Raw genomic sequence first — 13,541 nt, forward strand, 5'->3', positions numbered from 1 at the left:
TAGGCAGCACACCCATTAATTCTTGTTTAGGAGCATAAGTTTGTGATTCATTTCGTCTAAACAACGGGCGGGAGGATGGAAGTGGCACGATCAGACATGAGCGATCTGGAATGGGAATTCATCAAAGCTGTCTTACCTAACAAAACGCGCGGCAAGAAGCGGGTGGATGACCGCCGCGTGATCAACGGTATTTTCTACGTCCTGCGCACCGGCATCCCTTGGGCCGATCTGCCCAGCGAATATGGCCCACCGACAACGGTCTATAATCGCTTCAACCGGTGGAGCTATGCGGGCCACTGGGACCGGATCATGGACGCCATCGCCGACGCGCATAACGTGGACACAGTGATGGTCGACGGGACCAGCGTGCGCGCGCATCATTCCGCCACGACTCTCAAAAAAAGACCCGCGCCGCTGTTTAGGTCGCTCACGGGGCGGATTAGGAACGAAAATACATGCACTTACCAATCAGGATGGGCTGCCGATCCGATATGAATTGACACCCGGCCAAGCTCATGACGCGCCGCCGTGCAAGGCGCTACTGGACAATTTGCAACCTGGCCAACATGTGCTCGCGGACAAAGCATATGACGCAGACTGGATCAGAGACTTGATCTGGGAACAGGGCGCTATCGACGTGATCCCTCCCAAGGCCAACCGCAAACTACCCGCCGAATTTGATGCTGCAATCTACCGGGAACGCAACAAAATCGAGCGTTTCTTTGGCAGGCTGAAAGCCTCGTTCCGCCGTATCGCAACCCGATACGAGAAGACGTCACGCAATTTCCTGTCGATGATCAAATTGGCATCGGTCAGGCTGTGGATCGAGTTTTATGAGTCGGCTGCCTAATAGAAATGCTGCGCAAAGCACGAACGGCAGGTCTGGCAAAGCTGCGCCGCAGCATTGTAGCGACAGGCAAATGTCTGCAGTGGCCGTTAGCGTCGATCTGCAATAAGGGCGGTGAACCGCCAATCACAGCCACGGTATTGGTCACAAAACCTCAGTTGTAGGTGTGCGTATCCGGAATGCTTTGGTTCAGTTCTTTCCCGACCGTCAAACCATTCACCCGTTCCACGATGGCAGCCGCGTCAATGCCGTGGTGGCGATAGAGATCAGCGATGGTCCCAGTTTGGCCAAAATGCTCGACCCCCAACGGAACCGTCTGATGCCCCTGAACACTGCCGAGCCATGACAACGTTGCGGGATGACCATCGATGACGGTGATGACTTTGCAATGCGGTGGCAAGTCGGTCATCAGGGTTTCAATATGGGCCTGCGCTGCCTTGTTTCCCCGCGAGCGCGCTCGTTGCGCCGCAGTCCAACCCGCGTTCAGGCGGTCTGCCGAAGTAACGGCGAGAACGCCGACATCGCGCCTCGCTTCACCGATTATACCCGCTGCCTTGATCGCTTCCGGCGCAACGGCTCCCTGATAAGCAATGACCACTTCACAATTCGGCCCCGGCTTGCGGAGCCAATAGGCACCATCGATGGCACCTTGACGGAAATCCTCATCCCTCCGTTTCCCAGGCTGCTCAATCGGATTGGTGGTCAGACGCAGATAGACCGATCCCCCGGTTTCATCGCGCAACCATGTCCGCTCATCCGGGTCGCCCTCGCCATCGCGCTGTAGATAGTTGAAAGCCCATTGCATGATCACGGCCAACTCGTCGGCAAAGGCGGGTTCAAACGATGCCAGCCCATCCTGAGACATCCCGATCAGTGGCGAGCCCACAGATTGGTGTGCGCCGCCCTCGGGCGCCAACGTCACGCCGGAAGGTGTGCCCACAAGGATGAAACGTGCGTCCTGATAACAGGCATAGTTCAACGCATCGAGCCCGCGCGCCACGAAGGGATCATAAACCGTTCCGATGGGGATCAGCCGTTTGCCAAAAACGCTGTGGCTCAAGCCAGCAGCTCCCAGCAGCAACATGAGGTTCATCTCCGCAATGCCGAGTTCTATGTGCTGACCCCTGGGCGTAAATTCCCATTTCGCGGTGGAAGGGATACGATTCTCGATAAATGCATCTGCTTGCTCCGCGCGAGCAAAAAGCTTGCGGCGGTTCACCCAAGGGCCGAGACTGGTGGTGCCAGTAACATCCGGTGATGTGGTGACGATCCGCGCGGCCAGTTCACTGTCACCCTTGGACAAGTCATCAAGAATCTTACCGAACGCCATTTGGGTTGAAATCTCGCGCGAGGTGTCGATGTCAATAACCGGGACCGCCAGCTTGTCATCGTGATAGCGACGCGTGCCCTTGGCAAAGAACGGCACATCCGTCAGAAAATCACGCAGGGCCGCTTCGTCTGGAACGGTTGCCATCAGCTCCCATTCCTCCCCTTTTGCAACGCCCATATGAGCCTGCCAATCGGCAAACTGAGTTTTGCTCATCAGCCCGCCGTGGTTGTCCTTGTGGCCTGCGATCGGCGTGCCCCAGCCCTTAATTGTATACGCAAGGAAACAGGTCGGGCGGTCGTGGTCGATACCATTGAACATGTCAGCCATAGTCTCGACGCAATTGCCTCCGAGGTTCTCCATCAATGCGGCCAGTTCATCGTCGCGGCGCCGTTCAATCAATGCGCTGACGTCGCCCTGATCCCCCAGATCATCCAAAAGCCGTTTGCGCCAAACAGCCCCGCCCATGTAAGTCAACGCCGAATATTCTTGGTTCGGGCAAGCGTCGATCCAGTCACGCAATTTGTCTCCGCCCGGTTCCTCGAATGCCGCACGCTGCAAAGCACCATGTTTGATCCGCACCACGTCCCAACCGAAGGCATCAAAAATCTTCTCGAGACGCTCGAAAAGTCCTTCACGCACGATCCCGTCGAGCGATTGGCGGTTATAGTCGATCACCCACCATGTGTTGCGCAGATCGTTCTTCCAGCCCTCTTGCAAGGCTTCGTATATATTGCCCTCATCCAATTCTGCATCGCCCACCAACGCGACCATGCGGCCCATCGGGGCATCGCCTCCCCAGCTTTTGGCTTTGATGTAATCCTGAATGATCGAAGCAAAGGACGTGATCGCCACACCCAATCCCACCGAACCGGTTGAAAAATCCACATCGTCGATATCCTTGGTGCGGCTGGGGTAGGATTGCACACCACCGAACCCGCGGAAGTTTTCCATCTTTTCGCGCGTCTGGTTGCCCATGAGATACTGCATCGCGTGGAAGATCGGCGAGGCATGGGGTTTCACAGCCACTCGATCCGCTGGCTTCAGCGTCGAGAAGTAAAGCGCGGTCATGATCGATACCATCGATGCCGACGAGGCCTGATGCCCGCCGACCTTGATCCCGTCCACCTTGGGCCGCACGTGATTTGCGTGATGGATCATCCAATGCGACAACCACAGCAGACGCTGTTCAATGGTTTTCAGATGGGTCAGATTGGGGCGCATGAATCTCTTCCTTATTCGGTAGCGTGGCGGTCTGGCATCGGCAGGGCTTGTTCCAGATCAGCAAGGATATCCTCGACCTCTTCCAACCCCACGGACAAGCGGATCAAACCGTCGCTGATGTCATGTTCGGCGCGCTCCTCGGGCGTGTAGGTAGAGTGGGTCATCGACGCTGGATGCTGGATCAGTGTCTCGGCATCACCCAATGATACGGCACGTTTGATCATCTTCAACCCGTTCATAAAGGCGATACCGCCGGACATGCCGCCATCGATTTCGAACGCGATCATTGCGCCGGGTTGGTCCATCTGCTGCTCTGCCAGTTTCTGCTGGGAAAAGCTTTCCAACCCCGGGAAGTATACGGACTGCACTGCAGGGTGCGCTTCCAAGAATTTTGCAACGACACGGGCCGACGCGCTATGGCGGTCCATTCGCAACGCCAGCGTCTTGAGCCCGCGCAAGATCAACATCGCGTTGAAAGGCGCCATCACCGCGCCGGTCATGTCCTTCATGCCTACCAACCGGATCTCAGCCACCTGTTCTGCACTGCCAGCAACCAGCCCGGCCACCACGTCGCCATGACCGCCCAGGTATTTGGTGGCGGAATGCACAACGATATCGGCCCCCATCTCGATCGGGCGGGTCAGGTATGGCGTGGCATAGGTGTTATCTACAACCACCTGCGCGCCCGCTGCGTGGGCAATCCCGGCCGTGGCCGCTATGTCTACCAGACGCATATTCGGGTTAGCCGGGGTTTCAAAATAGACAACACGGGTTTTCTCGGAGATTGCCGCGCGTAGGTTTTCTGGGTTGGTCATGTCGATATGGGTGATCGTGATTCCCCATTTTGCCAACCCATGCTGCATGAAGGCAAAGGTGCAGCCATAGAGCGTCTTGTCTACGATCACTTCGTCACCGGGCGACAATAGCGTCCACAGCACGGCGGTAATAGCGCCCATTCCGCTGGCAAGCGCCAAGCCCGCCTCGGCGCCCTCTAACGTAGCAATGCGACGCTCCAACAAATCGCAGGTTGGGTTTGAAATACGGCTGTAGATATATCCCTGCCGCTCCCCTGCAAACATCTCGCCACCAGCCTCGGCCGTCTCAAAGGCAAAGGTCGAAGTCAGGTGCAGAGGCGGCGTTAGCGCTCCTTCGTTTTGCATGGGATCATAGGCGTAGTGAATAGCGCGAGTGGCAAAGCTGGCTGGACGGGTCATAAAGAGCTCCTGAATTAATTTCGGGTCATTATGCGCTATTTATGAAGGCATTTGATTGCCAATCATGCTATCATATATAGATAATTTAACATTATCTGCCAATCAGGACGCATAATGGACACCAAAGACAGACAAATCATCCGTGCCCTCCAGCGTGATGGGCGAATGACCAACCAGGATCTTGCTGAGGCCGTGAACCTGTCGCCATCCCCGTGCTTGCGCAGGGTAAGAAACCTGGAGGCCAAGGGGGTCATTCAGGGATATAGCGCTGAAGTTGACGCGGCCGCCTACGGTCTGGCCATCACTGTTTTTGTGCGAATTAAGCTGGAGCGGCACAATGAAGAGGATGTCCAAAAATTTGAGAAACGGGTTCGGCTAATTGATGAAGTGCTCGAATGTCACGTGATGACCGGGGCGATGGACTATCAGTTGAGGGTGTTGGTCCCTGACCTCGAAGCCTACGAGAACTTTATCCGCAATCGGATACACCCCATCGGCGGCGTCGCTTCCATCGACACGAGTTTTGTCTACGGAACGGTCAAGAGGACAGCCGTTTTCCCTTTGTCACGTTAGTTCAGGCTTGTCTGACGTCAGCCCCTGCTGGGCAGATCTGAGCATTAATGAGGGCGCAGCGACTATCCGAAACGTCCCCACACTGACGTTTGAGCCGACAAAATGCTGCGCTCTGTATGAATGGCCGCAATGGCGGACCACATTGCAGCATTTTGAATTGGTGGGCAAGGTCGGCTTTGGGCCGGTCGCGTCGTACCGACAGGATAGGTGGACAGTTGAAACTCTCTGAACGATCAGGGGACCGGCAGAAAACCATCTTCCCTCAATCCTCTATCCAAGGCACCGCCGCACACGAGAATCCTCGCGTGCAACAGCGCCCTCCCACACCAAGAGAACGAAGACCCTTCACACGCCAACTGACGGCCAGGCCCTCCAGCGCAGCGTCAATCCTCACTGCCGTCTTCGGCCCCCCGTTTCCGCTCAAAAGACGTCCATACAAACTCGCCGGTCTTCTTGTTTCTGTAGATCGCCACCCGATCGCGCCTGAGTTTTCGAAATGGCATGTTCTCACGCTGCAACTCGGCGGCCGAAATCACCCCTCGCGCCAGGCGCTCTTCGTCGCGTTGCCGAGCCCGCGCTTTCTGCCGTTGCCGCTCCTCGAAGTTGAAGTAACGCGGCTTGTCGTCGTCTGTCATTTCTCTGTCCCTTCACCATCATGAAGGCCGTCTGTGAGGCATGTTGACGTCCAATACCGGCCCGGCGCAACCGCCCGCGTCAATGAAGCACCGGGCGATGTATCGCCTGGTCCACAGCATCCAACATGCGCACCACGGACCGCAGGCTGACGAGCTGTGGCTTGTCAATCGCCGCGATCACCTCGTGTACCGCAGCGATTGCATCGTCTGGCAGGCTGCGGCGGCCACCTTCTCTCGTCGCGAACCCTTTCAGATCCTCTGCGGACAGGGCCGACAGATGCAGGGGAGGACAGCGGCTCAGAAACGGGACGGGCAGACCGCTTAGAGAGTTTGCGGTCATCACCCAGGTGATCCAAGACATGTCGAACGACACCCGGAAAAATGGACATGACCACCGCGCCGCAGTGAAACGTTCCAGAAGGGGGAGCATGCCCTCGCTTAGCGAAAATCTCATTCCCCTATTCGAGTCCACGATACCGGCTTTCTCGATCTCGTCGACCACCACGACCGGGTTCGCGATGCCACTGGCCATGATGCCTTCCAGCGGTTTCCCTGGACCTGCGGATCCCCAGCCTCTCTGGCTGCCTGTCACGGAGAACGCGGCGGGTTCACCCGTTGCTTCAATGACCGTCGTTGGCACGGTCAACTTGTCACCGAGCAACCGCGCCCAGAAGCTTTTACCGATCCCCGGCGGCCCGACCAAAAGCAACGGCCTCAGCCGGGGAGCAGGGTCACCGTTGCGCACCGACGCACGCATATCCTGCCAAACGCGCTCGGTCGCTTCCGCCATCCAGGGCATTTCGGCGTGGAGGGCGCTCGCGATCTCATCCGCACTGTGTTCTGTTTCCACCGTCTTCAGTTCGGCGCCCGTTCGGAAAACTTCCAGCTTCTTCCGATCATCTTTGTCCAAGTGACCCATGCCGGACTTCCGGGCGACGGCATTCAAATAGGCTTCGGTCCGACGCCTGACCTTCAGTCGGTCCGAATCTTCCAGCATGTAGTCTTCCCGCGCGGTACCCGTTTTCTGGCGCAACTGATGAAGGTGTCGTTTCAGACGACTCTCGATATCGAAAGAGGATGGCAAGTTGCTGGGTGGGAAGGTCACATCGATAAACTTGATACGTGGCATTGGGGCTCCTCTCTGAGCCGGCGCGCCATTCGATTGGCGACCAGCATTCGGCAGCGCGGGGCTGCCAGGGGTTTCAGTCAGAGGATCCGGATCCTTGAGAACGTTATGAGAACACCGCGCCACCCAGGTCAACGACACCAGGGCACTCCGCAAGCCCACACCAAAGTCAGTGGGCGCAAATCGCCAAAACAGCATTAAGTCATTGAAATAAAAAGAAACCACCGACAACCTGGGTTGCCGGTGGTCATTTGATCTGTGTCGGAATGGTCAAAAAATGCCGAGAATGGACATTTTATGCTGGGTCTCACAACCATAGAAATGTCACTACAACCGAATAATGGCCATCGCATCAATCTAAGCCATTGATTTCATTGCATCTCAAATCAATCTCGGCCATTGAGTTAGCCATTCTGCAGTCATAAAACGTCTATTTTCCACGAGCATAAGACGTCTATTTCTCGCAGGCATAAGGTGCCCATTTCTCGAGCGCACGAACCCGAGATTGGAGCATCTTCATACCTGAACAAATCGGACAAAAAAAGACCGTCCTTTCGGACGATCTTGAAATTTTTCATCGAGATGGGCTGGTAAGGCCCCTTATGTTAAGTCGGGTTTCAAACCTTCAAATCGTCTTCATCCCCTGGTCATGACCGCTAAATTACCGTCCCTGCGGATTTCTGCATTGATCGTCTGCAACCCCCCGTATTTTTTCACCAGCATTCCCGCGCATCTGCCTTTTTTCACATGATGCAAGGCTGGGGCACACCCCAGCCTTGCATCTCATAAGAAAAGGTCCCGTTTCAGAGCACTGACCCGATAGAAATCCATACCAATCTCGGCTTTCGATATCACCGGCCTGGCCCCTGACCGTTTCAAACGCCCCACGACCTCCCCGATCTGCAGATCATGCTGCTCGGCAAGGCGAGCTGGCGTTGTGAATGTTGCGCTGAACCGGGCGACACTGTCGGCGTCGAGCCGTCGGATCGGGTGGTTTCGGTCGGGCCCGAATATTTCGATGACGGTCAGACCGCTAATGGCCTGATATTGATCGACCAGCCGCCAACCCACCTCTTTCGCAATCTTCAGGGGTGAGAACGCATCCACTGAAGGCAGCCCCACTGTCACGCAGTCCTTTTGACGCTTCACCTCATCGGAATCCACCAAGAGCGCACCGACCCCCTCCTGGCTGGCAAGACGAAACACACGGTCGAGAAAGCCACCGAGGATCAAATGAAGCACGATGATCGCCGGAACCTTGGCCTTTTCCGCGGCTTTCGAAATCGGCACCAATCCAGCAAGGGGAACGTCAGTCAAAACCGCTTTTGCGTGGAGCTTGCCAACCAGCATGGCAATCTCCTTCTCGTCTACGGATTTTTTCGTCCGGCCCTTAATGCCGGGGCTCCCCGTGTATATGGGTGTGAGAAGACGGTCAGAGAAAAGCTGATCCACCAGAGGACGGGCACAATTCATGAAATCCGGCAAGGAATTGACATGGACCATCCGATTGACGCGACCAGCGACCTCCCTGCCCTGGTCAACTGGGATGGGGAAATGGGAAGGGGCATTTTCAGGAATAACATCCGCAGCGACCAGCACGCCACGGAGAGTTACCGAATTCAATCCCTGCTCTTTGGCAAGCGAAGCCACGGTGTGCAGTCGCCGTTCATCGAGTTTCTTGCCAAGAACCTTGTGCCCGGCAGGCAGAGCGATCCTCTCTGTAATGACATCGCGCAATATGCGGGCGATATCGCCCGGTTCTTTCAGCGACTTCGAGCCAGCAAGGGTTGTGTAAAAGCACCCGAAAATCTTCTGCGCACCTGGTGTTCCCGTTGCCTCATCGAACCTGCGAAGCTGTGACTCCAATGCCTCCCGGATACCCTCCTCGCCGCGCGAGGTGAAATCGAACCCGACGCGGCCAGCGTAATCGTTATCGTCCACGGAAAGCTGTGGCAGCTTCTGCGCCGGCCCGTAAGCCATCAACACACCGAGAAGCTCCGTTCCGCGCGCAGCCTGATCCAGGGTCTGCGCATCCAACCATTTGGGACCAGCTTTCCCTTCAAGGCGGCGAATGACGTAATCTTGGAGTGGTGAAACCTGGCGATGCGGAGCCTTCGTTACCAAAGCGTCGAGTTCCTCGCCGCGTTCAGGGACTCGCAGATCAAGTTCATGAAACTTATCATCCCATTTGGTAGAAGCTTGCCGTAAGAGTGGGATTTCGTGGTGTGGGCAGGTGCGCACCACCGACAGCGCCCACTCCCAGCGGCCACGGCGCAAGCCGATCTGATCATCCTGCGCCAGACAGGCCGGGCAATATACCGTGTGCGGGTTGGCCAGAAACTCTGCTGAGACCAGCTCGCCCCGCAAATCATAGATCCTGTCGCCCAACGGGATGGCGACATTGGCGCGCAGGTCTTCGACCGCAACGCCCGACACCTCGGCCAATCGAGCAAGCGCTTTTTCAGAGTTCGCTGCCATATCTCCGAGATCAATGTTGATATCGTGCAGAAATGGAACCAGACGTTCGCCGACATGGATTTTTGCGAGCTGCGCCGCGAAGGAGAGTGGGCTCTCGGTCGGATCAAATGGTATATACGGAGCGAGTTTCATTGTCCCACCCCTCCGGAAATCTGGTTCTCCGCCAGATCGATCTTGGCCCAGTGGCGCGCAAGGAATACGTTGCTGCCCATGGCGCAGCCTTCCTGCATGCCCCAGCTTTCTGCGAAATGATTGATCGTCAGCTTATCGGAGCCGGCGAGCGCGGCCGTTTCGAGTGCAGCAAGGATGTTTTCGATGCAGCGACCGAAGCGATTCCGGCTGGCATGAACGAGCCGATCCACCAGGTCTTCGTTCGATGGCGGCTGCATACCGACCGCATCGCAGAAACCCGCGATGACCTGGGTCAGCGCCCTGCGATCGGAATGCGGAGAGACATCCGCCAAGGGCAGCCGCCAATAGCGGCGCGTGACCTGAGCATCGCAGGACGCGATCTGCCAGAGGCTCTCAATGCCACTCAACACGACACTGACCGCGCCATCGCCCTGCATCAGGTTGCGAACCGTCTTCAGGAACACATCGATCTTGAACCTGCTGCCGGCACCGAAGAGGTCATGCGCCTCATCGATCCAGAGGATCGCCGTACCCCGCAGTTTGAAATGGTTGCGCACCTTGCGCATGATGTCGTCTTCGGTCACAGAATTTGAGCGGGAGACCGTTGGGTATCCGCTCTTGCGCAGGATCTCGATCGCAAGGCTCTTGGCGGTGGCTGGGCTGGGAACCCGGACCCCCACCCAAGGCTGATGTGCCGCATCACGCGGCTGAAGCGCCGGATGGGTCTTGAGGCCATGATGAACCAGCGAGGTCTTGCCGCCGCCAGCGGGTTCCACCACGGCGATGCCACGTGCATCGCCGTCCTTTGTGTAAAGGCGCGGGGCCGGGATAAGATTTCCCTCGTCGTCCCGCTGCAGAAGCCGATCCAGATAGCTGCGGAACTGGGTGTCTCGCGGGGTCACGAGGTGCTTGTCTCGCAGCCGGTCCACGGCTGCGAGTTTTTGGTTGATGGTCGGCAGTGAAGTGCACATGGTCATTTGTCCTCCAAGGTCCAGGCGTCGTTGTCGTCAGCCGTCTCGGCATCATCGCCAGGCTGATGATCGGGAAATTGGATCGCCCCCAATCCGCCGGAAGAAATATCTTCTGACCCGGGCAGGGTTTCGTCGTTGGGAGCGCTCGCAGGCGCCGACCCAGCCATCGGTAGGCTGGTGCCCCACTCACTGCGCTGACTGTCGTAGGGGCTCTGCGCTTCCGTCTCCGAGGTTTTCCACCCGATGAACAGGCGGTCTTCCTCGTAGTCCATCCGCTGCTCAGACCAGTCCTGAATGATCAGGCCGACCCGGTTCATGGCATCACTGTTGGTTTTCTCGATATAATCGAGTGCTTGGCGCACCACGGCGAGATTGACCTCAGCGTTCTTGGCATTCTGCGCCCGGATCTCGGCCGCCGCGTGCAGCCATTCCTGCGCAGAGACGCCTTGATACCGATCGAAGACTGCGGGGATCTCGTACCAGCGGCCATGTAGCTCGGCCCAGATGGCGCCGATATCCTCGGGATACCACCGGATCGAAACCTTACGCTCTTCCGCCTTGGTCATGAACCGCGCCAGCACTTCCGAATGATAGCGGACACCCAGAACGGTAATGCCTTCGCGGGTCACGGTGCGCTCACGCTCCTGTCCGAAGATGAGGCGTCTGCGACCCAGATCGGGCGGCGGCTGGACGCCGAATTTCTCGACCAGCCGGTTCCAGCAATCGAGCGGCGTCTCACGGTCCAGCCCGCTATGCGGCGTGCGGTGGTAGACATCGACGATGTAGCGCACAAGAACCGAGCAGAACTCTTCCGGGTTCAGGACTGCGCGTTTTTCAGACTCGTAATCACCGCGCTCGACGCTGTTACTGAAGGTGCGCCCGCTCAACCTGGGCATCAGCTGGGTTGCGAACGTTCCGAACCCCCTCTCGACGCGGCCTTTCAGGTGCGGGTCGCCAGCCGGGCAATACTGCACCGTGATCCCCAGATCCGATGTCCTTGCCTGGATCAGAGCCGAGATGTTGTAGGCTGCGCAATCCGTTACGATGACTGAAGGCCACCCGAACTGGTTCCAGGGCGTAAGCCCACCACAGGCATCTCCCCAGACGCCCTTGTCCCGCATCATCATCTCGATGACGCGAAGCGCGCTTTGCGAGTTCGGCGTGCGCGATATGACCATCCCGACAATGCAGCGGGTAGCGCAACAGATGGCGACGGTGATCCACCAGCGCGCCTTCTTCTTGTCGAGCCCGAGTTTCTTTTTCTCCTCTTCGGTCAGATAATGGAACAACCCGCCTTCCGCCATGAGGGCGATGACATCGGCCTCCCACTCATCGAACTCGACCCTTTGCATTGGCCGCTCGACCTGCAGCCCCATGCCTACCGGCGCGAACTGCCGGTTCGCAGCCTGGCGACTATGACGGGTAAGAGTCACGTCGAAGGGATTGAGCTTGCGGATGGCCTGGCGCACGGTTTCACGGGACGGGCAGACGATCTCGGGCCGCCCTTCGGCCCGGCGTCGCTCGTTTTCCTTGGCGAAGGCGGTTCTCACCTTCTCAAAGATGATTGCTTGGGGCGGGCGCTGGTCGTTGAGATACTCACTCACGACCTTTCCCATGATCATCAGTTCGTCGGCCGTGAGACGACGATCCCGATTCCCCCGCTCCGACTTCCTGTCGTAGAGGCCGGCCAGCCCGAAACGCCGCTCTTTGCGCTCCCATTCGAGTACAGTTTTTGCGCCCAGCCTGTCCGGCACGGGGAGTGGTTCGCCACGGTCTTCCGGCGCGCCTTCCCGTTGAATTTCCCCGGCGCGCAACTTGATAGCTCCAAGAACGGGCGTGACAGATGATGCGGTCCGAGTGACGTCGTTGGAATCGTCATTCAGAATTTCGCGGAAAGCGTTCACCACCGCTATCCGCATCCCTGCCTTTTTCTGGGCCTTGGTCGGCCTCAGCGACAGGAGGTCTCCATCCGGCAGCGTTCGCTGCCGCAGATGTTCGGGCTGATGCTCATTCGGTGTGCACGCGAAATTGCCGGCCGACAGATAGCGGCTGATCTCTGCATTGGTCATGACCTGAGGCACGCCTGCACCTTTCGCAGCAACGAAAATGTGCCCCTCCTCACGCGTCTGGAAATATCGGTGGGGCTGGCCGCCGATCACGATGCCATCGTATTCGGAAAACGAAAACTTGGGCGGTACGGGGCTGGGTTTGATGGCGATCATTTGGAAATCCTCCGGCGGACGTAGGCCTCGTGTGCGATAGCGACCTTGATGACGAGTTTGAGTTCGTGAGATCGGAGCAGGCGAACAATGGCCCGGAAGCCGCGCGCGCCGAGGCCGATGGCGTCGACAAGATCCTGGATTTGGGCCGAGGCGACCATCTCCCCCATGAGCCGGCGCGCAGCGGCGTCGGCCTCAGGGTCGGGGCGGCGCATTTCGTGCATCATCTCGGCGTTGAAAAGCTCGACCGGGTCGAGATCCCGCTCGGTCATGATGATCACTTCATCCGCAAACTCCGGTGTCACCTGAGCCGCGACCTGCGCCAACTCCTGTTGAACCTCGAGCTGGCGACGGCGATATTCGGATTTCACCATGATCGCCCGGCGGGAACCGTCAGCCATCAGCACGCGGAAATCGAAATGATGAGTCGCGGTCTTGCCATTAGGCGTTACCCATTCGAACGGCACCTGGTTCTCAAGGCCCACCACATCGGGTCGCGCGATGGTCACGAGAGCGGTGCACAATTCGGTGTGGCTCTCGATATCCATGGTCCGACCCTCGTCGGGCCCAAAGGTGAATTGGCCGGTGAATTGTGTCCGGCGACCTTTCGCAATCTTGCGAGAGGTCCGAAGCCGCTCGGGCATCACGAGCCCGCCGTCTGACGAATATTCCATGCTTTTTCCTTTTGGCATGAGGGTATCGCTCGCCGGAATGCGCTCCGACGCTGCCCAAAGGCGGCGATACCGAATTCTGGTTTTGTGTTTGTGGGCCCCTGGGACTTCAGGTGACCCTGGA

10 protein-coding genes are annotated in these 13,541 nt (G+C 57.8%); 2 read left to right on the top strand and 8 right to left on the bottom strand.

Features of this window, described 5'->3' with window-relative positions:
- Positions 1-81 precede the first annotated feature (81 nt).
- A protein-coding gene (locus DMZ65_RS10615; RefSeq protein WP_114963763.1) for an IS5 family transposase occupies positions 82-850 on the top strand; the annotation gives its coding sequence in 2 pieces (ribosomal slippage) (positions 82-404 and positions 403-850; 771 coding nt in all).
- 151 nt (positions 851-1,001) lie between these two features.
- Here DMZ65_RS10615 and DMZ65_RS10620 read toward each other — a convergent pair.
- Positions 1,002-3,398 carry a thiamine pyrophosphate-binding protein gene (locus DMZ65_RS10620; RefSeq protein ID WP_116598890.1) on the bottom strand — a complete coding sequence of 799 codons (2,397 nt, stop codon included), beginning with the start codon at positions 3,396-3,398 and terminating at the stop codon, positions 1,002-1,004.
- 11 nt (positions 3,399-3,409) lie between these two features.
- The gene (locus tag DMZ65_RS10625; RefSeq protein WP_116598891.1) at positions 3,410-4,612 is read right to left on the bottom strand and encodes a methionine gamma-lyase; all 1,203 of its coding nucleotides are present in this window, start codon (positions 4,610-4,612) and stop codon (positions 3,410-3,412) included.
- A 114-nt stretch (positions 4,613-4,726) separates the two neighbouring features.
- Here DMZ65_RS10625 and DMZ65_RS10630 point away from each other — a divergent pair, with 114 nt between their 5' ends.
- Positions 4,727-5,185 (top strand): Lrp/AsnC family transcriptional regulator, encoded by a 459-nt coding sequence (locus DMZ65_RS10630; protein WP_116598892.1) that lies wholly within the window; start codon positions 4,727-4,729, stop codon positions 5,183-5,185.
- A gap of 383 nt (positions 5,186-5,568) precedes the next feature.
- Here the strand turns inward: DMZ65_RS10630 and DMZ65_RS10635 are convergent, their stop codons facing one another.
- From DMZ65_RS10635 to DMZ65_RS10660, 6 genes are all read right to left on the bottom strand, one after another.
- A complete protein-coding gene (locus DMZ65_RS10635; RefSeq protein ID WP_116598893.1) occupies positions 5,569-5,820 on the bottom strand; it encodes a hypothetical protein in 252 nt (83 codons plus the stop codon).
- Between the two features lie 79 nt (positions 5,821-5,899).
- Positions 5,900-6,949, bottom strand: a complete 1,050-nt coding sequence (locus DMZ65_RS10640) for an AAA family ATPase (RefSeq protein WP_116598894.1) — start codon at positions 6,947-6,949, stop codon at positions 5,900-5,902.
- Between the two features lie 780 nt (positions 6,950-7,729).
- On the bottom strand, positions 7,730-9,556 hold the full coding sequence (locus DMZ65_RS10645) for a TniQ family protein (RefSeq protein ID WP_116598895.1): 1,827 nt from the start codon (positions 9,554-9,556) through the stop codon (positions 7,730-7,732).
- Complete coding sequence (locus DMZ65_RS10650; RefSeq protein ID WP_116598896.1) at positions 9,553-10,533, bottom strand: TniB family NTP-binding protein; 981 nt, start codon at positions 10,531-10,533, stop codon at positions 9,553-9,555. The genes DMZ65_RS10645 and DMZ65_RS10650 overlap by 4 nt, the downstream gene beginning before the upstream one ends.
- Positions 10,530-12,749, bottom strand: a complete 2,220-nt coding sequence (locus DMZ65_RS10655; protein ID WP_116598897.1) for a TnsB C-terminal domain-containing protein — start codon at positions 12,747-12,749, stop codon at positions 10,530-10,532. Before DMZ65_RS10655 ends, DMZ65_RS10650 begins: the two co-directional genes overlap by 4 nt.
- Positions 12,746-13,420, bottom strand: a complete 675-nt coding sequence (locus tag DMZ65_RS10660) for a hypothetical protein (RefSeq protein WP_157960602.1) — start codon at positions 13,418-13,420, stop codon at positions 12,746-12,748. The genes DMZ65_RS10655 and DMZ65_RS10660 overlap by 4 nt, the downstream gene beginning before the upstream one ends.
- Positions 13,421-13,541: the final 121 nt, after the last annotated feature.

It is taken from the genome of Primorskyibacter marinus (genome assembly GCF_003313245.1).
Taxonomy (GTDB): domain Bacteria; phylum Pseudomonadota; class Alphaproteobacteria; order Rhodobacterales; family Rhodobacteraceae; genus Primorskyibacter; species Primorskyibacter marinus.

Coding starts and splice junctions, on each gene's coding strand:
- DMZ65_RS10620 (WP_116598890.1), bottom strand. CDS start 3,398: ATGCGCCCCAATCTGACCCATCTGAAAACCATTGAACAGCGTCTGCTG.
- DMZ65_RS10625 (WP_116598891.1), bottom strand. CDS start 4,612: ATGACCCGTCCAGCCAGCTTTGCCACTCGCGCTATTCACTACGCCTAT.
- DMZ65_RS10630 (WP_116598892.1), top strand. CDS start 4,727: ATGGACACCAAAGACAGACAAATCATCCGTGCCCTCCAGCGTGATGGG.
- DMZ65_RS10635 (WP_116598893.1), bottom strand. CDS start 5,820: ATGACAGACGACGACAAGCCGCGTTACTTCAACTTCGAGGAGCGGCAA.
- DMZ65_RS10640 (WP_116598894.1), bottom strand. CDS start 6,949: ATGCCACGTATCAAGTTTATCGATGTGACCTTCCCACCCAGCAACTTG.
- DMZ65_RS10645 (WP_116598895.1), bottom strand. CDS start 9,556: ATGAAACTCGCTCCGTATATACCATTTGATCCGACCGAGAGCCCACTC.
- DMZ65_RS10650 (WP_116598896.1), bottom strand. CDS start 10,533: ATGACCATGTGCACTTCACTGCCGACCATCAACCAAAAACTCGCAGCC.
- DMZ65_RS10655 (WP_116598897.1), bottom strand. CDS start 12,749: ATGATCGCCATCAAACCCAGCCCCGTACCGCCCAAGTTTTCGTTTTCC.
- DMZ65_RS10660 (WP_157960602.1), bottom strand. CDS start 13,420: ATGGAATATTCGTCAGACGGCGGGCTCGTGATGCCCGAGCGGCTTCGG.